This is a genomic window from Serratia sp. JSRIV004 (assembly GCF_019968705.1).
Taxonomy (GTDB): Bacteria; Pseudomonadota; Gammaproteobacteria; order Enterobacterales; family Enterobacteriaceae; genus Chania; species Chania fonticola_B.
This window is the reverse complement of record NZ_CP074140.1, coordinates 1,298,145-1,322,519: the sequence shown is the minus strand read 5'-3', so window position 1 is coordinate 1,322,519 and position 24,375 is coordinate 1,298,145. Positions and strand designations below refer to the sequence as shown.

At 53.3% G+C, this 24,375-nt stretch carries 25 protein-coding genes and 4 tRNA genes; 9 read left to right on the top strand and 20 right to left on the bottom strand.

The features are described 5' to 3' along the window. Position 1 precedes the first annotated feature (1 nt). Entirely contained in the window at positions 2-1,075 is a 1,074-nt protein-coding gene (locus KGP21_RS06155; protein ID WP_223537513.1) for a 3-deoxy-7-phosphoheptulonate synthase, read from the bottom strand. A gap of 663 nt (positions 1,076-1,738) precedes the next feature. Between KGP21_RS06155 and KGP21_RS06150 the strand changes: the two genes are divergently transcribed. The 6 genes from KGP21_RS06150 (at position 1,739) to KGP21_RS06125 (ending at position 6,130) form a co-directional block, all read left to right on the top strand. Continuing rightward, positions 1,739-3,085: an anaerobic C4-dicarboxylate transporter gene (locus tag KGP21_RS06150; protein ID WP_021182193.1), complete on the top strand. Its 1,347-nt coding sequence runs from the start codon at positions 1,739-1,741 to the stop codon at positions 3,083-3,085. A 203-nt stretch (positions 3,086-3,288) separates the two neighbouring features. Further along, positions 3,289-4,053: a YdiY family protein gene (locus KGP21_RS06145; RefSeq protein WP_021808133.1), complete on the top strand. Its 765-nt coding sequence runs from the start codon at positions 3,289-3,291 to the stop codon at positions 4,051-4,053. Between the two features lie 279 nt (positions 4,054-4,332). Further along, the gene (locus KGP21_RS06140; protein ID WP_021808134.1) at positions 4,333-4,551 is read left to right on the top strand and encodes an HP1 family phage holin; all 219 of its coding nucleotides are present in this window, start codon (positions 4,333-4,335) and stop codon (positions 4,549-4,551) included. Next, positions 4,535-5,089 carry a lysozyme gene (locus KGP21_RS06135; protein ID WP_059199889.1) on the top strand — a complete coding sequence of 185 codons (555 nt, stop codon included), beginning with the start codon at positions 4,535-4,537 and terminating at the stop codon, positions 5,087-5,089. The genes KGP21_RS06140 and KGP21_RS06135 overlap by 17 nt, the downstream gene beginning before the upstream one ends. 56 nt (positions 5,090-5,145) lie before the next feature. After that, on the top strand, positions 5,146-5,364 hold the full coding sequence (locus tag KGP21_RS06130) for a DNA-binding transcriptional regulator (RefSeq protein ID WP_021182189.1): 219 nt from the start codon (positions 5,146-5,148) through the stop codon (positions 5,362-5,364). Positions 5,365-5,482: 118 nt separating this feature from the next. Beyond that, a complete protein-coding gene (locus tag KGP21_RS06125) occupies positions 5,483-6,130 on the top strand; it encodes a helix-turn-helix domain-containing protein (RefSeq protein WP_223537510.1) in 648 nt (215 codons plus the stop codon). On the opposite strand, the gene KGP21_RS06120 is transcribed toward KGP21_RS06125, so the two are convergent. From KGP21_RS06120 to ffh, 6 genes are all read right to left on the bottom strand, one after another. Further along, positions 6,127-6,507 (bottom strand): VOC family protein, encoded by a 381-nt coding sequence (locus KGP21_RS06120; protein ID WP_021182186.1) that lies wholly within the window; start codon positions 6,505-6,507, stop codon positions 6,127-6,129. The genes KGP21_RS06125 and KGP21_RS06120 overlap by 4 nt on opposite strands. Before the next feature lie 193 nt (positions 6,508-6,700). Then, positions 6,701-7,057 carry a 50S ribosomal protein L19 gene (rplS, locus tag KGP21_RS06115; protein WP_004712521.1) on the bottom strand — a complete coding sequence of 119 codons (357 nt, stop codon included), beginning with the start codon at positions 7,055-7,057 and terminating at the stop codon, positions 6,701-6,703. 77 nt (positions 7,058-7,134) lie between these two features. Further along, complete coding sequence (gene trmD / locus KGP21_RS06110; RefSeq protein WP_021182185.1) at positions 7,135-7,878, bottom strand: tRNA (guanosine(37)-N1)-methyltransferase TrmD; 744 nt, start codon at positions 7,876-7,878, stop codon at positions 7,135-7,137. 52 nt (positions 7,879-7,930) lie between these two features. Then, complete coding sequence (rimM, locus tag KGP21_RS06105; RefSeq protein ID WP_021182184.1) at positions 7,931-8,479, bottom strand: ribosome maturation factor RimM; 549 nt, start codon at positions 8,477-8,479, stop codon at positions 7,931-7,933. A gap of 18 nt (positions 8,480-8,497) precedes the next feature. Further along, the gene (gene rpsP / locus KGP21_RS06100; protein ID WP_004932501.1) at positions 8,498-8,746 is read right to left on the bottom strand and encodes a 30S ribosomal protein S16; all 249 of its coding nucleotides are present in this window, start codon (positions 8,744-8,746) and stop codon (positions 8,498-8,500) included. 214 nt (positions 8,747-8,960) lie between these two features. Then, the gene (ffh, locus tag KGP21_RS06095) at positions 8,961-10,322 is read right to left on the bottom strand and encodes a signal recognition particle protein (protein ID WP_021182183.1); all 1,362 of its coding nucleotides are present in this window, start codon (positions 10,320-10,322) and stop codon (positions 8,961-8,963) included. Positions 10,323-10,488: 166 nt separating this feature from the next. On the opposite strand from ffh, the gene KGP21_RS06090 reads away from it, so the two are divergent. Together KGP21_RS06090 and KGP21_RS06085 are read left to right on the top strand one after the other, a co-directional pair. Then, positions 10,489-11,283: an inner membrane protein YpjD gene (locus tag KGP21_RS06090; RefSeq protein ID WP_024530732.1), complete on the top strand. Its 795-nt coding sequence runs from the start codon at positions 10,489-10,491 to the stop codon at positions 11,281-11,283. A gap of 64 nt (positions 11,284-11,347) precedes the next feature. Beyond that, positions 11,348-12,637, top strand: coding sequence for an HlyC/CorC family transporter (locus KGP21_RS06085; protein WP_021808138.1), 1,290 nt, complete (start codon positions 11,348-11,350; stop codon positions 12,635-12,637). A gap of 253 nt (positions 12,638-12,890) precedes the next feature. Here the strand turns inward: KGP21_RS06085 and luxS are convergent, their stop codons facing one another. The 13 genes from luxS to pncC all read right to left on the bottom strand — a co-directional run bounded on the left by luxS (position 12,891) and on the right by pncC (position 22,613). Beyond that, positions 12,891-13,406 (bottom strand): S-ribosylhomocysteine lyase, encoded by a 516-nt coding sequence (gene luxS / locus KGP21_RS06080; protein WP_223537509.1) that lies wholly within the window; start codon positions 13,404-13,406, stop codon positions 12,891-12,893. Positions 13,407-13,570: 164 nt separating this feature from the next. Further along, positions 13,571-15,133, bottom strand: coding sequence for a glutamate--cysteine ligase (gene gshA / locus KGP21_RS06075; RefSeq protein ID WP_223537508.1), 1,563 nt, complete (start codon positions 15,131-15,133; stop codon positions 13,571-13,573). A gap of 81 nt (positions 15,134-15,214) precedes the next feature. Next, positions 15,215-15,643, bottom strand: a complete 429-nt coding sequence (locus tag KGP21_RS06070; protein ID WP_039996317.1) for a YqaA family protein — start codon at positions 15,641-15,643, stop codon at positions 15,215-15,217. Further along, positions 15,640-16,206, bottom strand: coding sequence for a fructose-1-phosphate/6-phosphogluconate phosphatase (gene yqaB, locus KGP21_RS06065; protein WP_024485178.1), 567 nt, complete (start codon positions 16,204-16,206; stop codon positions 15,640-15,642). Before yqaB ends, KGP21_RS06070 begins: the two co-directional genes overlap by 4 nt. Before the next feature lie 179 nt (positions 16,207-16,385). Next, positions 16,386-16,462, bottom strand: a tRNA-Arg gene (locus KGP21_RS06060). Positions 16,463-16,513: 51 nt separating this feature from the next. Then, positions 16,514-16,590 (bottom strand) — tRNA-Arg (locus KGP21_RS06055). 61 nt (positions 16,591-16,651) lie between these two features. After that, positions 16,652-16,728 (bottom strand) — tRNA-Arg (locus KGP21_RS06050). A gap of 3 nt (positions 16,729-16,731) precedes the next feature. Continuing rightward, positions 16,732-16,824, bottom strand: a tRNA-Ser gene (locus KGP21_RS06045). A gap of 332 nt (positions 16,825-17,156) precedes the next feature. After that, positions 17,157-17,342 (bottom strand): carbon storage regulator CsrA, encoded by a 186-nt coding sequence (gene csrA / locus KGP21_RS06040; RefSeq protein ID WP_004091602.1) that lies wholly within the window; start codon positions 17,340-17,342, stop codon positions 17,157-17,159. Between the two features lie 254 nt (positions 17,343-17,596). Beyond that, a complete protein-coding gene (gene alaS, locus KGP21_RS06035; protein ID WP_223537507.1) occupies positions 17,597-20,224 on the bottom strand; it encodes an alanine--tRNA ligase in 2,628 nt (875 codons plus the stop codon). Positions 20,225-20,355: 131 nt separating this feature from the next. Further along, entirely contained in the window at positions 20,356-20,889 is a 534-nt protein-coding gene (gene recX / locus KGP21_RS06030) for a recombination regulator RecX (RefSeq protein WP_024485176.1), read from the bottom strand. Positions 20,890-20,947: 58 nt separating this feature from the next. After that, positions 20,948-22,012, bottom strand: coding sequence for a recombinase RecA (gene recA / locus KGP21_RS06025; RefSeq protein WP_024485175.1), 1,065 nt, complete (start codon positions 22,010-22,012; stop codon positions 20,948-20,950). A gap of 112 nt (positions 22,013-22,124) precedes the next feature. Then, on the bottom strand, positions 22,125-22,613 hold the full coding sequence (gene pncC / locus KGP21_RS06020) for a nicotinamide-nucleotide amidase (protein WP_059199884.1): 489 nt from the start codon (positions 22,611-22,613) through the stop codon (positions 22,125-22,127). A 203-nt stretch (positions 22,614-22,816) separates the two neighbouring features. On the opposite strand from pncC, the gene KGP21_RS06015 reads away from it, so the two are divergent. Next, positions 22,817-24,208, top strand: a complete 1,392-nt coding sequence (locus KGP21_RS06015; protein ID WP_209524145.1) for an MFS transporter — start codon at positions 22,817-22,819, stop codon at positions 24,206-24,208. The last annotated feature ends 167 nt before the right edge of the window (positions 24,209-24,375 follow it).

The window sequence follows — 24,375 nt, the reverse complement described above, 5'->3', positions numbered from 1 at the left end:
ACTACTCTCCAGTGCGTGCCATCAGCGCAGCGCCGAGATCCTGATGCATTTGGCGCAGCAGCGTCTCCGTGCTTTCCCAGTTGATGCAGGCATCGGTCACCGATACGCCGTAGCGCATATCCACACGCGGCTGTTCAGAAGACTGGCTGCCCTCGTGCAGATTGCTTTCCAGCATGATGCCGGTAATCGAACGGTTACCCGCTCTGATCTGCTCAACTACAGATTCGGCAACCGCTGGCTGACGGCGATAGTCTTTATTTGAGTTGCCATGGCTGCAATCTATCATCAAGGACGGATGGAGTCCCGCATCCTGCATCTGTTTTTCGCAGGCAGCAACGTGCTCAGCGCTATAGTTAGGCGTTTTACCACCGCGCAGGATCACATGGCCATCCGGGTTACCCTGGGTTTGCAGCAGACAAACCTGGCCAGCCTGATTGATACCGACAAAACGGTGCGCCATGGATGCAGCGCGCATCGCGTTGATGGCCGTGCCCAGGCTACCGTCCGTACCGTTTTTGAAGCCCACCGGCATTGAGAGGCCGGAAGCCATTTCACGATGCGTCTGAGATTCTGTAGTACGCGCACCGATCGCCGACCAGCTGAACAGATCGCCCAGGTATTGCGGGCTGTTCGGATCCAACGCCTCGGTCGCCAACGGCAGGCCCATACCGACCAGATCCAGCAGCAGGCGACGCGCAATGTGCAAACCCGCTTCTACATCAAAGGATCCATCCATATACGGATCGTTGATCAGGCCTTTCCAGCCGACGGTGGTTCTTGGCTTTTCAAAATAGACGCGCATAACGATATACAGCTGATCGCTCAATTCAGCCGACAGGGTTTGCAGACGGCGCGCGTAATCCAGCGCGGCATCAGGATCGTGGATCGAACATGGCCCACAGACCACCAGCAGACGGTGATCTTGCCCTTTAAGGATATTGGCAATGGTTTGGCGGGCCGTCGCGATTTCCGTTTCATCGTTGGCACTGAGTGGGAACTGGTTCTTCAGCTCTTCCGGGGTGATCAGAACCTGTTCTGCACTGATATGTACGTTGTTGAGCGCGTCTTTTTGCATGATCCTATTCCTGTCGTTTGCCGTTATGCGTGTGCGTAGTGAAAACATTGAGCGTTACAGGTGCTACCTTAACCACTCCTTGTAAAGTTTTCAATCCATTTGCTGTAAATAAAAAATTACCACCATAAACAGCGAAGAAAATCATCGACAACAGGAAATAAAAAACAACTTAACAAACTGTTTTATTTAAATAAAAAATAAAAACACCAATAACAAACAGCGAAGAACAACCAACATCGTCCTCCTTGAAAATCACAGAACGTAAACAAAAATGAACACAAAATAGATTACTCATTGGCCCTGGTGCGATCAAAAAACCACCTCTTCGGCGTGTAGTGGCACTGCATGCCACGGCCGCGTAGCCAACAAGTTCCTTGGCAAACCCGCCCCATCCATCGCCAAATTAAACAACTATAAAACAATTGTCATACATTTAACTGGCAATTGATTTTCATTCTTTATTCATTTGAATCTATATCAGAAATAATAGTCACTCTATTGAATAAATATTGCGGGATCTCACAGTTATCCCTCGCCAAATAAATAACTATGGCATAAATCGCTCACACCTCTTTAGGGTTACTCTGCGAAGACAGAGCCCGTACTGCCTGCATTGAGGAGCGATGGGCGTTAGCAGTTATTTCTTTCTGACAAGGGACTCTCATGATCACATTGCAATTCGCAATTATTATTATCTGCCTATTAGTCGGCACCCGATTTGGCGGTATGGGGCTAGGCTTAATAAGTGGTATTGGCTTATTTCTGCTGTGCTTTATTTTCGGTTTGGAACCAGGAAAACCTCCTGTAGATGTCATGCTCACCATTTTGGCGGTGATCGGCTGTGCCTCGGTGTTACAAACCGCTGGCGGCCTGAATGTCATGATGCAATATGCCGAGCGACTACTGCGCCGCCACCCACAACACATCACCTTACTCGCCCCTTTTACCACCTGGACGCTGACCTTTCTGTGCGGTACCGGCCACGTGGTCTACACCATGTTCCCGATCATTTCTGATATCGCCATCAAAAAAGGGATCCGTCCAGAACGCCCTATGGCCGTCGCCTCTGTTGCCTCACAGATGGCTATCACCGCATCCCCGGTTTCCGTGGCCGTAGTATCACTGGTTTCGATCATTGCCGCCGGTCATGGGATCGGTAAAGCCTACTCGCTGCTGGAGATCCTGGCCGTTTCTATCCCGGCTTCGCTGGTCGGCGTATTGATGGCAGCATTGTGGAGCCTGCGCCGTGGCAAAGATCTGGATAAGGATGCGGATTTCCAGGCCAGGATCCAGGATCCGGAGCAGCGTGCCTATATTTATGGCGGCACCGAAACCCTGCTCAATCAAACATTTCCCAAGCAGGCTTACTGGTCAACGCTGATCTTCTTCGGCGCTATCGCTATCGTGGTTATGCTCGGCGCCTTTGCCGATCTGCGTCCTTCCTTTGCCGATGCCAAGGGTGTCTTGAAACCGCTGTCGATGAATCTGGTGATCCAGATGATGATGTTGATCGCCGGTGCCGTGATCCTGATGGGCTGTAAAGTCAAACCTAGCGATATCGCCAACGGTGCCGTATTCAAAGCGGGAATGGTCGCCATCTTCTCGGTATTCGGTGTGGCATGGATGAGTGACACTTTCTTCCAGGCACATATGGGGGAGTTAAAAGTGGTGCTGGAAGACGTGGTGAAAAGCCAGCCCTGGACTTACGCCATCGTCTTGTTCCTGGTTTCCAAACTGGTTAACAGCCAGGCCGCTGCTCTGGCCGCCGTTGCTCCAATGGCCTTGCAGCTAGGCGTCGAGCCTAAAATGTTGCTGGCCTTCTTCCCGGCGGCCTATGGCTACTTCGTGTTGCCTACCTACCCAAGCGATCTGGCCTGCATCGGCTTTGACCGCTCTGGTACCACTCGCATCGGTAAATTTATCATCAACCACAGCTTCATTATCCCTGGCCTGATCGGCGTGCTGTGCTCCTGCATCACCGGTTATCTGCTGGTGATGACCTTCCTTTAATCACGTTTCTGCCGGCAACGGACGCTCCCCGTTGCCGCAGCTAACACCGCCGCAAAAAGCCAACGGTATCACTAGACGAAAAGTGCATAAGCCCCCTGTTTAAACTAAAAACATAAGCTAACCAGGCCTATTTTTGTCCCCTCGGCGAATCGATATAATGTGACCGCTATCACTTATAATCACACTTAACTACTGGATCCAAAATGCTCTCTTTACGCGCTCGTCGCGCCATTCCGCTGTTTTTTAGCTGCTTGACCGCCTTCACCAGTGTTTCCGTGTTCGCCGACAATACCCTCTTCACCGCGATGGACGATCCGGCCACCGCCAAAAAGCCGTTTGATGGTAACGTCCAGGCTGGCTATAACGCCCAGTCAGGCAACACACAGAACTCGACCCTGTTGGCCAACACCACCATGACCTGGTTTAACAGCGATACGGCTTACAGCCTGTGGGGCTCGGCGAACAACACCACCTCCTCCAACGTACGCTCCTCGGAGAAATACCAGGCCGGTGGCCGTACCCGTTATAATCTGTCGGCTCGTAATTATATGTTTGGCCAGGTTGGCTGGTTGAACGACCGTTACAACGGGTACGATTCACGCTCTACGCTAACCGGGGGTTACGGGCGCCAGATCTTTAGCGACCCGCGTCAGGACCTGCGTGTCGAATTCGGCCCAGGCGTACGCCATGATGAATACCACGGCGGTGGCCGCACCACCCGCGCCCTGGCCTATGGCGCAGCCAACTATTCCTACAGGCTGACAGACACGGCCCGCCTATCCGAAGGTCTATCCGCTTTGGCGAACGACGAAACCACCGTTAACTCCGAAACCGCGTTAAACGTCGCCATCAATAACGACTTTGCCCTACGGCTGGCCTACACGGTGGTCTACAACACCAAGCCACCTGCCTCGGCACCGAAAAATACCGATACCACGACGTCAGTAACGCTGGTGTACGGTTTGTAATCTCGTCTTACCGCTCCGCGCAGTCCTCCTCTAAGCCCATAATTAATGGGCTTTTTTTATTCCCATTCCCATGTTGACCATTTTGCTAAAAATAGTCCTATCCCCGCTTGACGACTTTAGCATTTTGATTAATACTGTATGCATATACAGTAATTATTGCTAAGGTAAAAACCATGATAAACCCGGCAAATGAGGCCAATATCGACCCGCTTATCGTGGCCGACAGTCGCGTTATCCTACAAAACAACCCGCTGCGACAGCAGATGTGGAGTTAATGGGATGGAGAGATTAACCTCATTCATTACCTACTCCGCGGCGCTATTTCTCGCCTGGCTTGGCAAGCTCTCACCGCAGGATGTGGCCTTTCTGATCGGCGCGGCCGTAGGAATCGGCACCTTCCTGGTTAATTGGTACTACAGACGCAAGAGTCTGGAGATCCTCAAAAGCATCGAACGCGATGCGGCAGCACGGAGACTTTTTGATGAACTCAATCGTTAAGCGTTGCAGCGCCCTGGCCATTCTGGCGATCGCCATGCTGCTGCCGCAGGCCAATCACATTAAAACCTCCGAACAAGGGCTATACCTGATTGCCGATTTTGAGGGGTGCCAGTTAACCCCGTATCAATGCGCAGCAGGGGTTTGGACGCAAGGTGTCGGCCATACGGCCGGCGTTATTCCAGGTAAGTCCATCACGCCAGTTCAGGCGGCGGAAAACCTGCTGGAAGATATCCGCCGGGTAGAGAGCCGCATGGCGGTCTGTCTGCCACAGCAGATGCCCCAGGCCACTTATGATGCCGTCATGGCGTTTGCCTTTAACGTTGGTACGGGAGCCGCATGTCGCTCTACCCTGGTTTATTTCCTTAACCATGGCCAATGGCAGCAGGCTTGCGATCAGTTACCGCGCTGGATTTATGTCAATGGCGTCAAAAACCGCGGGCTGGAACGCCGCCGGGCCGCCGAACGTGAGCTGTGCCTAAAAGGTCTCAGCACGCCGAACACCACCAGTTTCCCAGGGAAAGAACAGCTCGCTCAGTAACTTTTCGAGCATTGCTGACGAATAGTTTTTCACCGTTTTATCAAGAGGGGGTCTCTATGATGCATTGTCCACTGTGCGGTAGCGTGGCACACACTCGCTCCAGCCGCTATCTGAGCGAGTCGACCAAAGAACGCTATCATCAATGCCGTAACATTAACTGCAGTTGTACCTTTGCCACCCATGAATCCGTGGCCCGGGTCATCGTTTCACCCGGCGACATCATTCCTGCGCAGCCGCACCCGCAAGAAAGCAAACAACGCGCCGCTGCGATGTAATGAAAAAAGGGGTTACCATCTGGTAATCCCTTGGTTTCACCAGAATAACGATAATCCAACCAGAGGGAATAGATGGTAAGCTTTGGAAACCGGGTCCTTGAGATGATAGGGAGATCAAATGCAACAGCTGGTCTTGGAACACTGGAGTTTTCATGCGCCAAAAACGACACGGCAAATTGTTGTTCCTGATGGCTGTCGGGATTTAATTTTTCTGACTGACGGGAATGGGCAGCAGGAGATGAAGATCACTAAGATCGACACCTGTGCCTATAGCGTGGAAAGCGCCGCAGGTGACCAATATGATGGTTTCCGGTTTCGGCCAGATTGTGTTATCGATGAAGGCAAATTATTTCATTACCTCAACGCATCCCGATTAACACCGGAGCATCCAACATTAGTGTCTATCATTCACGATACCGTTCGTGTGGATACGCAGCTTGCCGAAACATTGCAGTCGTTACGGCTTGCCAACTCTCTGACTCAGGCAAGCCTGGAGTTGGGGATTAGCGTTCGTACTCTGGAACGACTGGTGAAGAATAAAACCGGCAAGAGCCCGTTATTCTGGCTTCGTCTATTACGGATGAGAAGAACTGCATCAATGCTAACTGCCTGCGATCGTGTGTCCCTAACAGAAATCGCACTAAACGGTGGTTATTGTGACCAGTCGCACATGAATAGGGAGTTCCAGCACTGGTTAGGGATCACGCCTGCCGCATTCCGTATCAATCCCCATTGGCAACAGGCGTTTGGCGAAGGCTACGATTAGGCCATTACGGAACAGATCTCGACGAGGTTATGCTCTGGATCTGCCACGTAGCATATCGTTTGCCCCCAGGGCATGTGCTGAATATCTTCAACCAGTACCGCACCGGCATCCAACGCGGTTTTCAGCGCTTTCGGCACATCGTCGGTAGTGAAGGCAATTTCAAACACCGGATGGTGATAATCACTTTTAGCGCTCTTTTTACCCTGCCCAGCCAGCAACTCTCTTGAGCAAAATGACAGTCGCGTGGCACCGGTAGCCAACTCTCCCCAGTCCCCGCTTTCATGCAAACAATGGATCTCAAAGCCAAAGGCTCGATGATAGAAATCCATCGTTTGTTGCACGTTATCAACATATAAAATCGTATAGGCAAATTGCATCGCAGGCGCTCCATTCAGTGATCAGTGGCGGTAGTTTTACAAATCCGCCTTACCGCGTATTGGATAAATACGACAGACGAATTAACGAGTGTGGTCATCATCGTCAAACCGCAACGCCATTCCGGCGCACCATAAAAAAAGGGGATTACCATGACGGTAATCCCCTTATAACTATTAACTTTTGGATGCAGCGTTAGTTAACGCGGTTCAGACGCTCTTTGATACGAGCAGACTTACCAGTACGTTCACGCAGGTAGTACAGTTTGGCTTGACGAACGGCACCACGACGTTTAACAGTAATGCTGTCGATTACTGGAGAGTGAGTCTGGAATACACGCTCAACACCTTCGCCGTTGGAAATCTTACGAACAGTGAATGCAGAGTGCAGACCGCGGTTACGAATAGCGATAACCACGCCCTCGAATGCCTGCAGACGTTTTTTGCTACCTTCAACGACCCATACCTTCACTTCCACGGAATCACCCGGACGGAATGCAGGTACGTCTTGCTTCATCTGCTCTTGTTCAATTTGCTTAATAATGTTGCTCATAATATGTCTCTTACCCTAGGTAAACTGATATATCGGTCTCGTCGAGACAACGCTCAGACGTTCCCTTCATAGTCCTGTTACTTAGCTCGATGTTCCCGTTGGAACTCGGCCAGCAACACCTCTTGCTCGTCAGTCAGAGCTAGGCTTTCTAGAAGTTCAGGTCTTCTAAGCCAGGTACGGCCCAGCGACTGCTTTAAACGCCAGCGACGTATCTCGGCATGGTTGCCCGACAGCAGAACTGGCGGAACCTCCATCCCTTCTAACACCTCCGGGCGGGTATAGTGCGGACAGTCCAGCAATCCCTCAGCGAAAGAATCTTCTTCTGCCGAAGCCTGATGGCCCAGAACACCCGGTATAAAGCGGGCGACCGAATCGATCAGGGTCATTGCCGGTAGTTCACCGCCACTGAGAACGTAATCGCCGATTGACCATTCTTCGTCAATTTCGGTTTGGATCACGCGCTCGTCTATCCCTTCGTAGCGGCCACACACCAGGATCATCTTCTGGTTAGCCGCCAGTTCGCGCACACCGGTTTGATCCAGCTTGCGCCCCTGAGGTGACAGATAAATCACCTTTGCTCCCTCGCCTGCCGCTGCTTTTGCTGCATGAATAGCTTCCCGCAAGGGTTGCACCATCATCAGCATTCCCGGGCCGCCGCCGTAAGGGCGATCGTCCACGGTACGATGCCGGTCGTAGGTGAAGTCACGCGGACTCCAACACTGCACGCTCAGCAGGCCATTTTTTACTGCCCGGCTAGTTACCCCGTAATCGGTGATTGCGCGAAACATCTCAGGAAACAGGCTTACGATACCAATGAACACCAGCCAATCCCCATGTTGTTATTCCACTTGCTTCGACCATGAAATCCGGAGGTCAAAAACCAGGATCCCACTCAGCCTCGATAATCTTGGCGGCGAGATCGACTTTCTTGATAACCTGCCCATGAAGAAACGGGACCAACCGCTCCTTCATACCGAATGCATCTTTCAGGTTTGCCCGCACGACCATAACGTCGTTAGAACCGGTTTCCATCATATCGATGACTTTACCCAGTTCGTATCCGGAAGTGGTGACTACCTGGCAGCCCATAAGGTCTTTCCAGTAGTAATCATCGCCTTCCAACGGAGGCAACTGCTCGGAATCTACGACAATTTCGCAATTGGTCAGTAAATTCGCGGCATCCCGATCGTCAATGCCTTTGACTTTGATGATCAGATCCTGACTGTGGCGTTTCCAGTCTTCCAACTCGACAAACTGCCACTGACCAGAGCGCTGGATTAACCAGGGCTGATAGTCAAATATGCTTTCGGCGTTCTCGGTGGATGAAAACACTCTGAGCCAACCACGGATGCCGTAAGTAGACCCCATCTTACCGAGTACAATCGGCTGCTTAGGTGCTACCGGTTTGAGTTGCTTGCTCATTGCCACCACCGCGACAGATTAAGCTGCTTTCTTAGCGTCTTTGATCAGCGCGTGAACGCGATCAGAAACGGTAGCACCCAGACCAACCCAGTGCTCAATGCGATCCAGGTCCAGACGCAGTGCTTCAGCCTGACCAGATGCGATTGGGTTGAAGAAACCTACACGCTCGATGAAACGACCATCACGAGCATTGCGGCTGTCGGTCACTACTACTTGATAGAACGGACGCTTTTTAGCGCCGCCACGTGCCAAACGAATTGTTACCATAACATCCTCTTTAGTTAATAAAACAGCCGGGCCCCATTGAGGGACGGGGCCCGGTTGCAATATAAAAAGCCCGAAAATTTTACTCATTTTGGCGCAAAAAGCAATCTAAAGCGTAGATTGCCGGTAATTCGTTTTTGCACCATCACGCTCTCGGACAGGTTTTACCGTGATCGGTAAATCGGCAAACCCGCCACAGCCTTGCTGCGGCGTGGTTTTAACGGCCTGGGAAGCCCGGCGGCATCATACCTTTCATGCCACGCATCATCTTCGCCATTCCGCCTTTTTTCATCTTTTTCATCATGCGCTGCATATCGTCGAATTGTTTTAACAACCGATTAACATCCTGCACCTGCATGCCTGAGCCCATCGCAATACGACGTTTGCGTGACCCCTTGATAATTTCCGGCTTGGCACGCTCTTTCAGCGTCATTGAGTTAATGATCGCCTCCATGCGTACCAGCACTTTGTCATCCATCTGCGATTTGACGTTGTCTGGCAGTTGGCCCGCGCCCGGCAGTTTGCTCAGCATGCTGGCCATACCGCCCATATTACGCATCTGCTTAAGCTGGTCGAGGAAGTCGGTCAGGTCGAAACCGTCGCCCTTCTTCAGCTTGCTAGCCAGTTTTTCCGCCTGTGCGCGGTCAACCTTGCTTTCGATATCTTCGATCAGCGACAGCACATCGCCCATGCCGAGAATACGTGAGGCCACGCGATCCGGATGGAATGGCTCCAGCGCGTCGGTTTTCTCGCCCACGCCGAGGAATTTGATCGGCTTGCCGGTAATGTGGCGAATAGACAACGCCGCACCGCCGCGCGCATCACCATCGACCTTGGTCAGAACGACGCCGGTCAACGGCAGCGCTTCGTTAAAGGCCTTGGCGGTGTTGGCCGCATCCTGGCCAGTCATGGCATCGACTACAAACAGGGTTTCCACCGGCTTGATCGCCGCATGTACCTGTTTGATTTCGTCCATCATCGCTTCATCTACGTGCAAGCGGCCCGCGGTATCGACGATGAGTACGTCGTAGAACTTCAGCTTGGCCTGTTGCAGCGCACGGTTAACGATGTCGATCGGTTTTTCTTTAACGTCTGACGGGAAGAAGTCGATGCCGACGCCTTCCGCCAGGGTTTCCAACTGCCGGATCGCCGCAGGGCGATACACGTCGGCAGAAACCACCAAGACTTTTTTCTTCTGCTTTTCTTTGAGGAATTTGCCGAGCTTGGCCACGCTGGTGGTTTTACCCGCACCTTGCAGGCCGGCCATCAGCACCACCGCCGGTGGCTGCGCCGCCAGGTTCAGCTCGGTGTTCACTTCGCCCATCGCGGCAATCAGCTCGCTCTTGACGATTTTGACGAATTCCTGGCCCGGCGTCAGGCTTTTGTTAACTTCATGCCCAACCGCGCTCTCTTTTACACGGTTGATGAAGTCACGCACGACCGGCAGCGCAACGTCCGCTTCCAGCAATGCCATACGCACTTCACGCAGGGTTTCTTTAATGTTCTCTTCGGTCAGCCGCCCGCGGCCGCTGATATTGCGCAGGGTGCGCGACAATCGATCGGTTAAATTTTCAAACATCGTCTCATGCTCAACGTAAGAGTCAGGCCGCAGTGGCGACACAATTGCGGCGATTATAACACGTTGCTACAACGATCTCTGCCTCAGCGTTGGAGATTGGTTGGAGTAGGGGCCGCTCAACGTTATACTGGCATTCCAATTAACCATGCCGATGCTAAATAACGCTATGCCAGTATTCTCTCTTGTGGCTTTGATGGCCTACCTGCTCAGCCTTGGACTGATCATTCCCAGTTTGTTGCGGAAGAATAGCGCATACCGTCGGCTGGCGCTGGTCTCGGCCGTAGTGGCGCTGGTTTGCCATGCCATTGCCCTCCAGCAGCGCATTTTTGACGTCAGCGCCGGGCAAAATCTCAGCCTGCTAAACATCGGTTCCATCGTTGGCCTGATTATCTGTTCGGTGATGACCTACGTCGCCTCCCGCGATCGCGGCTGGTTCCTGCTGCCGATCGTCTACAGCTTTGCCATGATCAACCTGGCGTTTGCCAGCTTTCTGCCTGGGGAGTTTATCACCCATCTGGAAGCCAGCCCGGAGCTGATGGTGCATATCGGCCTGGCGCTGTTCTCCTACTCCACCCTGATTATCGCCACGCTGTACGCCCTGCAACTCGCCTGGCTTGATTACCTGCTGAAACATAAAAAACTCAGTTTCAGTGCCGATATGCCGCCGCTGATGAGTATTGAGCGTAAGATGTTTCATATCACCCAAATCGGTGTGGTGCTGCTGACGCTGACGCTGTGTACCGGCCTACTGTATATGGACAACCTGTTTAGCAAAGAAAACGTGCACAAGGCCGTGCTGTCCATCATGGCGTGGTTTGTTTATATCGTGCTGCTGTGGGGCCATTATCACGAGGGCTGGCGTGGCCGCCGCGTGGTCTGGTTCAGCTTTGCCGGCTCTTTTCTGCTTACCATGGCCTACTTCGGGAGCCGCCTGCTCCAGGAACTGATGATGGTGCGCTAAGTCTGGCCTGGCGCTCCATCGCCCTGCTGAGGCACTCTTCTCCCCCAACATAAGGAATACCGCGTTGGAGCACGTTTCGACAGAGACCCTCATTTTCATTTTGGTGATTATGGTCGTGGTCTCCGCTTATTTTTCAGCATCCGAAACCGGCATGATGACGCTCAACCGCTATCGTCTGCGCCACCTGTCTAAGCAAGGCAACCGTGCCGCACGCCGGGTAGAGAAGCTGCTGCAAAAGCCTGACCGCCTGATTGGCCTGGTGCTGATTGGCAACAACCTGGTCAATATCCTGGCCTCTGCGCTGGGAACCATTGTCGGGATGCGCCTGTACGGCGATATTGGCGTGGCAATCGCCACCGGGGTGCTGACCTTTGTCGTACTGTTGTTCGCCGAAGTGTTACCCAAAACCTTTGCCGCTCTCTATCCTGAACGAATTGCCTTCCCTAGCAGCTTCCTGCTGGCCCCGCTGCAAAAAGTCATGCTCCCACTGGTATGGCTGCTCAATGGCATTACCACCCTGGTGCTGCGGATTTTCGGCATCCGCACCAACGTACGCATCAGCGGCGCATTGAGTAAAGAGGAGTTGCGCACCATTGTGAACGAGTCCCAGTCGAAGATTTCGCGCCGTAATCAGGACATGCTGATTTCTGTGCTGGATCTGGAGAAGGTGACAGTGGAAGACATCATGGTGCCGCGCAATGAGATCGTCGGGATTGATATCAACGACGACTGGAAATCGATCATGCGCCAGCTGACACACTCTCCACACGGCCGCATCGTGTTGTATCGGGATTCATTGGACGACTCCATAAGCATGCTGCGCGTACGCGAAGCCTACCGGCTGATGACCGAGAAAAAAGAGTTCAACAAAGAGAACCTGCTACGGGCAGCCGATGAGATCTACTACGTGCCAGAGGGCACACCACTCAATGTGCAACTGGTGAAATTCCAGCGCAACAAAGAGAAGGTCGGCATCGTGGTCGATGAGTATGGTGATATCCAGGGGCTGGTGACGGTTGAGGATATTCTCGAAGAAATCGTCGGCGACTTCACCACCTCAATGTCACCTACGCTGGCGGAGGAAGTGAATCCACAGAGCGATGGCTCGGTATTGATCGACGGCAGTGCCAACGTGCGTGAGCTGAACAAGGCCTTCAACTGGACGCTGCCAGCCACCGAGGCCAGAACCATCAACGGCATGCTGCTTGAAGAGCTGGAGGAGATCCCCAGCATCGGGACCAGGCTGCGTATCAGCCACTATGATATCGATATCCTTGACGTGCAGGATAATATGATCAAGCAGGTGCGCGTCACACCGATTAAATCCTTACAGGCCAGCGTACAGAACCACTAGTCCCCTCACCCTAACCCTCTCCCACAGGGAGAGGGAACCGATCGAGTTAGGCTGAAAGTAGGGTGATTCTCCATAAGCACCGAAGGTTGAAGGGGCGAGCGGTTAGGTTGAAAGAGTTGTGATTGTTCATGAACACCGGCTGACTGACCTTACTCATCCTGGTTAAAGAGACGTTGCTTGATCACCTCTTTACTTCCAAAAGAGCAGGGACTATCAGCTCCCTCTCCCTGTGGGAGAGGGTTGGGGTGAGGGCCTAGATGTGCAGCTCTTGCAGCTTATCTTTCGGCAGCGCCAGCTCTTCGTTATGGTTCACTACCACACCGTGCTCAAGAATATGCTTGGCAATTTCCTGCGCCTCCTCCAGCGAGTGCATATGGTAGGTACCGCATTGGAACTCATTGAGTTCAGGGATCTTGCGCTGGTCAGTCACCTTCAGCACATCGGCCATAGCGGCTTGCCAGGCATCGGCCACGCGCTGCTCTTCCGGTACGCCAATCAGGCTCATATAAAAGCCGGTACGGCAGCCCATTGGTGAGATATCGATGATCTCCACGCCGTTACCGTTCAGATGGTCGCGCATGAAGCCAGCGAACAGATGCTCCAAGGTATGGATCCCTCGCTCTGGCATCACTTCCAGATTCGGGCGACAGAAGCGCAGATCGAATACGGTGATGGTATCTCCACGAGGAGTTTGCATGGTTTTAGCAACGCGGACAGCCGGAGCCGCCATGCGAGTATGATCTACGGTAAAGCTATCCAGCAGTGGCATGTCATCACCTCTTGGTAAAATGAAATTATTTCGAAACTTTTTTCGTACCGATGAAACCTTTTACAACCCTGCGGGTCTTAATCTATGAAAGACGCGCATTTGTTATCATCATCACTGTTTTCAGAGATGTGTATTTGGCCACAGTGATGTGGCCTTTTTCTTTTTCAGCCCCCGCCGTTTTCCTTCAGGAACAGTTCAAAGCTTAGCGTATCACTGGCTTCTATGTCGCGCTGGCGCTGCCACGAGGCTTGCTGCTCCTGAGCGAGTTGCTCTTCGGTCAGCAGCTCCAACGGTTCCTCTATCAGCATTTTGCGATATTTTTCCGCCAGTTCCAGGCCAACGTTACCGGTGCCCTGCGCTTTCATTTTCTTGAGGATACGGGCCGAGAAGGTCAGCTCCGGATCGTCAAACGCCGCCACCAGTTGTTCACACACCTGCTGATATTGCCGATCGCCCGCTTCGCTATCCAACACCTCAGCCACGCGCTTCAGATCGTCAAACAGCGCCTTACCAACCTTATCCAACGGTTCACGGGTATCGTTACAGCCGATGCCAATGGTCTGGCCTGGCTTACGCCCTTCCAGGATCACCCGGTTCCAGTTTTTACGCGTGCACAGCAACTCATCGCTGCTCATTTCTGGCGCATCCGCCAATACGCACCACACCAGGAACAGATCCAGGAAACGCGCCTGCACCGCATCCACACCGATTGGCGAGAATGGGTTGATGTCCAGCGAGCGCACCTCGATATATTCGATACCGCCGCGTAACAGCGCATCTGACGGTGTCTCACCGCTGTGGGTGACACGTTTTGGTCGGATCGGGGCATAGAGTTCGTTTTCGATCTGCAACACGTTGCTGTTCAGTTGCAGATAGCGATCGCCCTCTTTCACTCCCAGCTTGGCATAGTCTTCTGAAGGCGTCGCGATAGCGCGTTTCAGACCTTGCACATAGGTTTGCAGATCGTTAAAGGTAATGCCCAGATTGCTCTGCGACTTATTGGTATAGCCCAGATCGCTCAGGCGCAGCGAGGTGGCATAAGGCAAATAGCACATGCCCCGTTCATTGCGCTCAAACGGCAAATCGGTTTCCCGGCCTTTGAGGAACGAGGAACAGATGGCTGGCGATGCCCCGAACAGATACGGGATCACCCAACCAAAGCGGTAGTAGTTGCGGATCAGGCGGAAATATCCCGCAGAGATCTGCTCTTTACCACTCTCTTCATCCTCAACACCGGCCCACGCCTGCCAAAACTCCAGCGGCAGGGAGAAGTTGTAGTGCACACCGGAAATGGTTTGCATCAACGCGCCGTAGCGGTTCTTCAACCCTTCCCGGTACAGCGTTTTCATCCGGCCAACGTTGGAGGTGCCAAACTGCGCCAGCTCGATATCCTGCTCGGCGTTGATAAAGCACGGCATGCTCAGCGGCCACATGCGCTCCTCACCCAGATTGCGCGCCACGTGGCGATGGATATCGCGCAGGAACGTCAGCAAGTGATCGAGATCATCATCAACCGGTGTAATAAATTCTAACAGCGCCTCGGCAAAGTCCGTAGTGATCCAATGGTGCGTTAATGCCGCCCCCAGTTGTTCTGGATGACCCGTGCTGGCAAGCGTGCCATCTGCGGTTACCCGCAGTGTTTCACGCTCAATACCGCGCCGGATCCCTTTTAATGCATGAGGGTGGGCTTCCAACCAAGAAAGCGCCTGTGATACGTCCGGGATCAAATTGACCTCCCGCTTCTAAAAACGATAGCTGTAAGCATACTGAATCCGCTCCCTAGAGAATATTGAGTTATATTCACTTGGTTAATGCCACCAGGCGATACCCTGCAGCGTGATCATCGTCAAGATGATGTAACGCAACGCTTTTCCGATACACAGAAACAGCGTGACAAAGCCCCATGGCATGCGCAGCCAGCCTGCCAACACGCACAATAAATCGCCCACAACCGGCACCCAACTGAGCAACAGCGCAGCCGGGCCAAAGCGTTGTAACCAACCAAGAGCCGTTTCCAGCCCGCGTTGTGGTTTCAACGCCGGTAACAGGCGCCCGATAATGACGTTGGTCAACCCACCCAGGGTATTTCCCAACGTTGCAGCCAGCACCAGTAAACCTGGTGAAGCGCTGCTGTTGGTCAACAACGCAACCAACACGATCTCTGAATTGCCAGGCAACAGCGTCGCACTAAGGAAGCTGCTGCCAAACAGCGACATGACCGCCAGCGTACTACTCACAACGTGCGAACGTCCACCACGGCCATATTGGCGCTTCTGGCGGCCTGAATGCCGAAATCGGCATCCTCAAACACCACGCAGTGCTCCGGAGGAACGCCGATCAACTCCGCACAGCGCAGGAAAGTATCCGGTTCCGGCTTGTGGCGTTGAACATCATCAGCCCCGACGATGGCATCAAAGCAGTCGAACAGCCCTAAATGACGCAGCAACATCTCCGCCATCCGGTGCTCACTGCCCGTCCCTACCGCCATGGGACGACGGCCATGATAAGACTTTACCACCTCAATCAGCGGTAACGGACGCACCGTGTCTAATAGCATGCTTTCTACCGCGCGGGTTTTCTCGGCGGCCAGTTGATGAGGATCGAGATCGGCCTGATGTGCGGCAATCACCGCCTGAGCAATACGCCAGGTAGGTGAGCCGTTCAGCCCTGTCATGGCGGCCGCATCAAACTTCATTCCGTAACGTGCCAACACCTCGTGCCATGCCTTGAGGTGCGTTGGCTCGGTGTCCAGAATGGTACCGTCCATGTCGAAGATCAGACCCTGATAGCGATCGTACATCGTGACTCCATGACCATTGAGCAAAGAAAGCTACTTTAGCGTAAAGCCGAAAGGTTGTCGCTGCCAGAGCATGACGGAAAATGCGGTGTAGATAAGAGGTTGCGTAAGACAGAAAACAGAAGGTGGGAACTTAGAAATGAAAAGTAAAAAACCCGCCGAAGCGGGTTTCTCTAAGAAGATGGTGCATCCAGGAGGATTCGAACCTCCGACCGCTCGGTTCGTAGCCGAGTACTCTATCCAGCTGAGCTATGGATGCAATCTAATTTTTTAGCGAATATGTTTCGTTCCGTGAAACGTCACTGAAGAATGGTGCATCCAGGAGGATTCGAACCTCCGACCGCTCGGTTCGTAGCCGAGTACTCTATCCAGCTGAGCTATGGATGCACAGGAATTCTTTTTTGATACCGTATGGTATGTCGTTACTACCCCACCATACTGCAAAATATGGTGCATCCAGGAGGATTCGAACCTCCGACCGCTCGGTTCGTAGCCGAGTACTCTATCCAGCTGAGCTATGGATGCAAATGGCGGTGAGGCGGGGATTCGAACCCCGGATGCAGCTTTTGACCGCATACTCCCTTAGCAGGGGAGCGCCTTCAGCCTCTCGGCCACCTCACCAGTACGCTTCTTGCGAATCGTGCCTAACTTGCTTTAGAGAAGCTCATCGGCACTGCGTGGCGCACATATTACTTTCGTGGGTTTATAAGTCAAACAATTTTTCCCAACTCTCGCGCGTTTGCACAAATCACAGGCAACATGAGTGATTTCGCGGCAAAAAGAGTGCTTTATCAACAAGAAAATGCCGTGCTACCGCGGATAGGAGTTTGATCGCAGGAGAAAGTTATTGGCAAAAAAATGGGGGGAGATAACAGTTAGTATGAAAAGAAGGGGGAAAGCGGGTCAAGAAAAGCAAGAAGCGTCTCGTTGTAGAACGAGACGCTACTTAGAAATCAGTAAGTCGTCTGTTGAGACTTCTCGGCCTGGATGCGCTGGTAGATTTCTTCGCGGTGAACAGACACCTCTTTGGGGGCATTCACACCAATACGAACTTGGTTGCCTTTAACCCCTAGCACTGTGACCGTAACCTCATCGCCAATCATGAGGGTTTCACCAACTCGACGAGTCAGAATTAACATTCTTTGCTCCTTGAAAGATTAAAAGAGTCGGGTCTCTCAGTTTCCCCGCCATTATCCATTATATGCAGTGAAAACGTAAGTCAAGAACCCACAATAAATGTAAGCAGACTTGGTGTCACTCCAGATTAAGAATAAGTTTAGCCGACCTGGAAAACTTTGTTCCCGCAATTGTCACTACATTGTGTTAGCACAGTCTAAAAACGCCATAAGCCACAGTGGCTTACGGCGTCAGTAACGCGCCTATTTATTTATATTCACAGTTTCGCGGCCACCCAGGCCTCTACGCTGTTTAATGCCGCAGGCAAGGCGTTGGCATCACTGCCCCCAGCCATTGCCATATCAGGGCGTCCACCGCCCTTGCCGCCAACCTGCTGTGCGATGTTGCCGATCAGCTCGCCGGCCTTAACCCGGTCGGTCAGATCTTTGGTAACCCCCGCAATCAGGCTGACTTTGCCTTCTTCCACCGTGGCCAACACGATGATCGCAGAACCCAGCTGATTTTTAAGATCGTCAACCATGGTACGCATGATCTTCGGCTCAACGTTATCCAGCTGGCTGACCAGCAGCTTCACACCATTGACCAGCTTGGCTTGACTCGACAGCGAAGCACTTTCCTGCGCAGCTTGCTGATCTTTCAGCTGTTGCAGCTCTTTTTCCAGCGCACGAGTGCGATCGAGCACCGCACGCACTTTATCACTCAGGTTATTGCTGTCCCCCTTCACCAGGTGAGCAACATCCTGTAACAAGTCACTCTGTTGATGCAAGGTCGCTATCGCCCCTTCACCCGTCACAGCTTCAATACGACGGATACCAGCTGCGGTACCAGACTCACTCTGGATGCGGAACAGGCCGATGTCACCGGTACGGTTGGCATGCGTACCGCCACACAGTTCGGTAGAGAAATCGCCCATCGTCAGCACACGCACGTGGTCATCGTACTTCTCGCCAAACAGTGCCATCGCGCCCTTCTCTTTGGCATCATCCAGCGCCATCACTTCGGTCTGCACCGACAGGTTACGACGGATCTGCTGGTTAACCAAATCTTCTACCGCGCGGATTTGTTCTGGCTTCATCGCTTCGGAGTGCGAGAAGTCAAAACGCAGGTACTTGTCGTTAACCAACGAGCCTTTTTGCGCGACGTGCTCACCCAGGATCTGGCGCAATGCCGCATGCAACAGGTGAGTGGCGGAGTGGTTCAGGCGGATACGGTTACGGCGTTCGCTGTCGATCACCGCATCAACGCGGTCATTCAGCTTCAGCGAGCCGCTAGCCAACTTGCCCAGGTGACCGATAGCCTGGCCATATTTCTGCGCATCGCTCACCACGAACTCGATGCCGGCCGCTTTAAGCACGCCTTTATCGCCGACCTGGCCACCCGATTCGCCATAGAATGGCGTTTCGTCCAGCACCACAACGGCCTCTTCACCCGCATGGATCTCATCCACCGGCTTACCATCACGGAACAAAGCGGTCACTTTCGCCTGTTGCTCTTCGCGATCGTAACCATTGAACTGGCTTGCGCCGTCAACACGGATCAGGCTGTTGTAGTCCGCGCCAAAACCGCTGGACTCACGCGCACGGCGGCGTTGAGCCTCCATGGCCTGCTCAAAACCTTGTTCATCAACCTTAAGACCACGCTCACGGCAGACGTCGGCGGTCAGATCCACCGGGAAACCGTAGGTATCATACAAACGGAATGCCGTTTCGCCATCCAGGGTATCGCCCTGCAGCTTGGCCAGTTCGTCATCCAGCAGCGCCAAACCGCGCTCCAGCGTACGGGCAAACTGTTCTTCTTCTGATTTCAGTACCTGCTCAACCTGTGCCTGCTGACGCTTCAGTTCGTCGGCAGCCGGGCCCATCACTTCGATCAACGGAGCAACCAGCTTGTAGAAGAAGGTATCCTTCGCACCCAACATATTGCCATGACGGATCGCGCGGCGAATGATACGGCGCAGCACGTAGCCACGGTTTTCATTCGACGGGATCACGCCATCGGCGATCAGGAAGGCACAAGAACGGATATGGTCCGCAATCACGCGCAACGACTTGTTACCCATATCGGTTGCGCCGGTCAGTTTGGCGACGGCGGCAATCAGGGTGGTGAACAGATCGATTTCGTAGTTGGAATTGACATGTTGCAGCACCGCAGCGATACGCTCGAGGCCCATGCCGGTATCCACCGAAGGCTTCGGCAGCGGCAGCATGGTGCCATCCGACTGACGGTTGAACTGCATGAACACGATGTTCCAGATCTCGATATAGCGATCGCCATCTTCTTCCGGGCTACCCGGAGGACCACCCCAGATATGGTCGCCGTGATCGAAGAAGATCTCGGTGCACGGACCGCATGGGCCGGTGTCGCCCATCTGCCAGAAGTTATCGGAAGCAAAGGCCGCGCCTTTGTTATCGCCGATGCGGATGATGCGTTCCGCAGGCACGCCAATCTGCTTCTGCCAGATGTCGAAGGCTTCGTCATCGGTCTCATAGACAGTGACCCACAGCTTTTCTTTCGGCAGGTTGAACCAGTTTTCACCGGTCAGTAGTTCCCACGCGTAGCTGATGGCATCGTGCTTGAAATAGTCACCGAAGCTGAAGTTGCCTAACATTTCAAAGAAAGTATGGTGACGGGCGGTATAGCCGACGTTTTCCAGATCGTTGTGCTTGCCACCGGCACGCACGCAACGCTGTGAAGTGGTGGCACGCGAGTAGGCGCGCTTGTCCAGCCCCAGGAAAACGTCTTTAAATTGGTTCATGCCGGCATTGGTAAACAGCAATGTCGGATCATTGTTAGGTACCAGGGAGCTGCTTGCTACAACCTGGTGGCCTTTACTATGAAAGAAATCGAGAAACGCTTGACGGATCTCAGCGGTGCTCTTGCTCATAATTTTCCCGGAAAGACTAGAATAACGATGCGTGAACGAGGCTCGACATCCTGACGATATCCTCTGGTTCACGAACTAAATGTGGGGATAAGATAAATTTTCTTCGGGGGGAAGTAAAACGCCGTGTGCATTCATTGCGCAAAATCACGATAAATCGACTGAATTTCCTCCTGGAAGAAGCCGCGATAGAGCAGATAGCGCAACACCTTGGCTTTCTCTTTCCATTCTACCGGTAACGGATCGCCAAATTTGCGCAGCGCGATCTCCCTGGCTTGCTCACACCAGTCGATTTCGCATTCCGCCAGGGCGTCCTGCACTATTTCTTTATCTACGCCCTTTTGCATCAGTTCTGAGCGAATGCGTTGCGCGCCATATCCCTTGCGGCTGCGGCTGGCAATAAAGCTATTGGCGAAACGCCGATCGTCCAGCCAGTTATGCTGGTAGCAATAGCTAATCACCTGTTCAATGATTGCAGGATCGACGGGTTCTTCGGGGGGTTCTGTAGGGGATTTGCTACCGAATCTGGCGTTAGCCATAAATGGCGGCGCCGCAAGTTTGCGGCGCAGTTCGGCTTCACTATGATCGCGTTGGGACAATAGCCGCATCGCACGGCTAATCAACGTATTTTGCTGATTACCAGCAGATTGGGAACCTACATCATTCATATCTGCAAGCCTTGGTGATCGGTATACGCCCTAAGGGGCGTATACCCACCGGCAAAGATTAAAACTCTTCGCTGGTTTCTGCTTCGTTGTCATCGGCCTTCTCGGCACTGGCAGCAGCCGCTTCACCATTGCTGTGCAGCAACAGGTCGCGCAGTTTTTTATCCAGTTCCGCAGCAATGGCCGGGTTTTCTTTCAGGAAGTTACAGGCATTGGACTTACCCTGACCGATCTTCTCACCGTTGTAGCTGTACCAGGCACCGGCCTTCTCGATCATCTTGTGTTTCACGCCCAGATCGACCAGTTCGCCACGGCTGTTGATCCCTTCACCATACAGGATCTGGAACTCTGCCTGTTTGAACGGTGCAGCGATTTTGTTCTTCACCACTTTCACGCGGGTTTCGCTGCCGATCACTTCATCACCTTCTTTGATCGCACCGATACGGCGGATATCCAGACGGACAGAAGCGTAGAACTTCAGGGCGTTACCCCCGGTGGTGGTTTCCGGGTTACCGAACATCACGCCAATTTTCATACGGATCTGGTTGATGAAGATCAGCAAGGTGTTGGCGTTCTTCAGGTTACCGGCCAACTTACGCATGGCCTGGCTCATCATACGTGCCGCCAGCCCCATATGGGAGTCACCGATTTCGCCTTCGATTTCCGCTTTCGGCGTCAATGCCGCTACGGAGTCAACGATGATGACGTCAACCGCACCAGAGCGGGTCAACGCATCACAGATTTCCAGCGCCTGCTCACCGGTATCCGGCTGAGAACACAGCAGGTTGTCGATATCCACGCCCAGTTTCTTGGCGTAGATAGGATCCAGCGCATGCTCGGCATCGATAAACGCACAGGTTTTACCTTCGCGCTGTGCAGCGGCAATAACTTGCAGAGTCAGGGTGGTTTTACCGGAGGATTCCGGGCCATAAATCTCGACGATACGGCCCATTGGCAAGCCGCCTGCGCCCAGTGCGATATCGAGTGACAGCGAGCCGGTGGAGATCGTTTCTACGTCCATGGAGCGGTCTTCACCCAGACGCATGATGGAGCCTTTGCCGAACTGTTTCTCAATCTGGCCCAGTGCTGCAGCTAACGCCTTTTGCTTGTTCTCATCAATAGCCATTTTTGCTCCTTCGTTGCGCAATGTCAGTGTGACTCACATTGCCGCTGAATGTATGTTGTGCAGGAAATTGCTGCTAATTATACTGTATGGTCATACAGTATCAAGCCTAATTTTACAAAAATTCATCAAGCGCCGTTTGCAGCGCAAAAAGGGTTGCCTGCAGGCGCACCGCATCGCGATCGCCGGTAAATTGCATTTTGCGCGCCAGTACCCGGCCGGAACGTTCGGCAAAACCAAACCAGACGGTACCCACCGGTTTTTCCACACTGCCACCGTCTGGGCCGGCAATGCCGCTGACCGAGAGCGCAAGATCGGCTTTGGCCGCGTGCATCGCGCCCTGCGCCATCTCGCGCACCACTTCCTCACTGACCGCGCCATGAGCCTGCAAGGTCGCTTCCGCCACCCCTAGCAGTTCGTGCTTTGCCGCGTTGCTATAAGTGACAAAGCCGCGATCGAAATAGGCCGAGCTGCCGGCGATATCGGTAATTGCCTTGGCAATACCGCCGCCCGTACAGGACTCTGCACAGCTGATCCAACGCCCATTGGCCTTTAGCCTTTGTCCGACGGCAATACTGAGCTCACGCAACCGCTTCTCACTCATGGACTCTCCTTTGAATCAATCAAGGTATATGCGCCTGATGGTAGCATTTATCAAGCCTCTACGGCATTTTACCGGCCGAAATGCCATGCGCTTCGCAGTGCTGCGGTTTTAAGCTGTTGTACTAACTGCTAGTATCGGGGATACGTCCAGCTTGTTGCGGCAAACCCGTTTGCCTCAATCTTCGACTAAAACAGGAAGGCCGAGTGAAAAAAACGTTAGGTGTATTCTTTCCGCTGTATACCACCACCCTGCTGATGCTGCTGGGTTCAGGGTTACTGACCACCTACATTTCCCTGCGGTTAACCTCCATCAACGTCAGTGGCGCCCTGATCGGGGCCATTATCGCCGCCAACTACATCGGCCTGGTGATCGGCGGCAAGGTCGGCCACTTTCTGATTGCCCGCGTAGGGCATATCCGCGCCTATGTCTCCTGCGCCGGGATCATTACCGCTGCGGTGCTGGGCCACGGCCTGACGGAATACATCCCGGTTTGGGTGGTGCTGCGGCTGATTATCGGCCTGTGTATGATGTGCCAGTACATGGTGCTGGAGAGCTGGCTGAACGATCAGTCCGAATCCAATCAGCGCGGCATGGTATTCGGCTTTTATATGGCGGCCTCCTACCTTGGCATGTCGCTGGGGCAGATTGTGCTTATGCTACAAGCCAACCTTGGCATCAGCACGCTGCTGCTCATCGCGCTGTGTTTTTCCCTCTGCCTGGTGCCGATCGCCCTGACAACCCGTACCAATGCCCGGCATATGTCGCCCGCCCCGATGGAGCTGCGCTATTTTGTGCATGCCATTCCTAAAGTGTTGGCCACCACGCTGGTGATCGGCATGGTGGTAGGCTCCTTCTACGGGCTGGCACCGGTATATGCCAGCCAGCAGGCATTGACCACTCAGCAAACCGGTCTGTTTATGGCCATAGCTATCTTTGCCGGGCTGGTGGCGCAGTTTCCGCTGAGCTGGCTGTCAGACCGTTACAACCGCACGCTGCTGATGCGGGTTAATGCACTACTGCTGGTGATTGCCGCCTTACCGCTGGCCCTGTTGCCCCATATCGATTTCCCGGTGTTACTGATCGTCGGCTTCATAGTCAGCATGTTGCAGTTCACCCTATATCCGCTGGCGGTAGCGCTGGCCAACGACATGATTGAGCCAGAGCGCCGCGTCTCCCTGGCTGCCTGTCTGCTCATGGCATTTGGCGTGGGGGCCAGCATCGGGCCGCTGGCCGTCGGTGCGCTGATCCAGCCTTTGGGTGGGAATATCCTGTACGTGTTTTTCGCACTGTGTGGCCTGTTGATTATGGCCTTCAGCAGAACGGTCAAACAGGATGAGTCGCAGTTTGTACAAGATGCGCCAGTGCCCCATATCGCCATGCCAGACAGCCTCTCCAGCTCCCCACTTTCCCCGGCATTAAACCCGACGTTCGATGAGCAGACCATTCAAGATACGATGCCAGCGCCGGAGGCCGCTCCCGACCCGCTAGCAGAAACTCCGTTGGCAGAACTGCTGCCTGAAGAAGAGCCCGCCCATCCCCAAGGTGCAGATCCCGAAGAAGACACCGGGCTGAAAAAAGCCTACACCATGCTATAGGTCAGCCAGGCGTGGTCCGCCACGCCTCCTCACCCCAGAATATGAAGATTTTCTTATGACGCATAGATAAATCAGTAACATAACTAATAAATAAAAAGCATTAGCCTCACACTTTCAAAAAACATCTCTTTATTAGCCCGCAAAGACATGCCAATAAAACCCGTAAA

Bases quoted from the DNA above. Each gene is read 5' to 3' on its own strand.
- KGP21_RS06120 (WP_021182186.1), bottom strand. From the start codon at position 6,507: ATGCAATTTGCCTATACGATTTTATATGTTGATAACGTGCAACAAACG.
- rpsP (WP_004932501.1), bottom strand. From the start codon at position 8,746: ATGGTAACAATTCGTTTGGCACGTGGCGGCGCTAAAAAGCGTCCGTTC.
- KGP21_RS06135 (WP_059199889.1), top strand. From the start codon at position 4,535: ATGAACTCAATCGTTAAGCGTTGCAGCGCCCTGGCCATTCTGGCGATC.
- rplS (WP_004712521.1), bottom strand. From the start codon at position 7,057: ATGAGCAACATTATTAAGCAAATTGAACAAGAGCAGATGAAGCAAGAC.
- KGP21_RS06150 (WP_021182193.1), top strand. From the start codon at position 1,739: ATGATCACATTGCAATTCGCAATTATTATTATCTGCCTATTAGTCGGC.
- KGP21_RS06140 (WP_021808134.1), top strand. From the start codon at position 4,333: ATGGAGAGATTAACCTCATTCATTACCTACTCCGCGGCGCTATTTCTC.
- ffh (WP_021182183.1), bottom strand. From the start codon at position 10,322: ATGTTTGAAAATTTAACCGATCGATTGTCGCGCACCCTGCGCAATATC.
- yqaB (WP_024485178.1), bottom strand. From the start codon at position 16,206: ATGTACGATCGCTATCAGGGTCTGATCTTCGACATGGACGGTACCATT.
- recX (WP_024485176.1), bottom strand. From the start codon at position 20,889: ATGAATGATGTAGGTTCCCAATCTGCTGGTAATCAGCAAAATACGTTG.
- rimM (WP_021182184.1), bottom strand. From the start codon at position 8,479: ATGAGCAAGCAACTCAAACCGGTAGCACCTAAGCAGCCGATTGTACTC.
- KGP21_RS06130 (WP_021182189.1), top strand. From the start codon at position 5,146: ATGATGCATTGTCCACTGTGCGGTAGCGTGGCACACACTCGCTCCAGC.
- alaS (WP_223537507.1), bottom strand. From the start codon at position 20,224: ATGAGCAAGAGCACCGCTGAGATCCGTCAAGCGTTTCTCGATTTCTTT.
- csrA (WP_004091602.1), bottom strand. From the start codon at position 17,342: ATGTTAATTCTGACTCGTCGAGTTGGTGAAACCCTCATGATTGGCGAT.
- recA (WP_024485175.1), bottom strand. From the start codon at position 22,012: ATGGCTATTGATGAGAACAAGCAAAAGGCGTTAGCTGCAGCACTGGGC.
- luxS (WP_223537509.1), bottom strand. From the start codon at position 13,406: ATGCCACTGCTGGATAGCTTTACCGTAGATCATACTCGCATGGCGGCT.
- KGP21_RS06090 (WP_024530732.1), top strand. From the start codon at position 10,489: ATGCCAGTATTCTCTCTTGTGGCTTTGATGGCCTACCTGCTCAGCCTT.
- KGP21_RS06145 (WP_021808133.1), top strand. From the start codon at position 3,289: ATGCTCTCTTTACGCGCTCGTCGCGCCATTCCGCTGTTTTTTAGCTGC.
- KGP21_RS06125 (WP_223537510.1), top strand. From the start codon at position 5,483: ATGCAACAGCTGGTCTTGGAACACTGGAGTTTTCATGCGCCAAAAACG.
- KGP21_RS06155 (WP_223537513.1), bottom strand. From the start codon at position 1,075: ATGCAAAAAGACGCGCTCAACAACGTACATATCAGTGCAGAACAGGTT.
- pncC (WP_059199884.1), bottom strand. From the start codon at position 22,613: ATGAGTGAGAAGCGGTTGCGTGAGCTCAGTATTGCCGTCGGACAAAGG.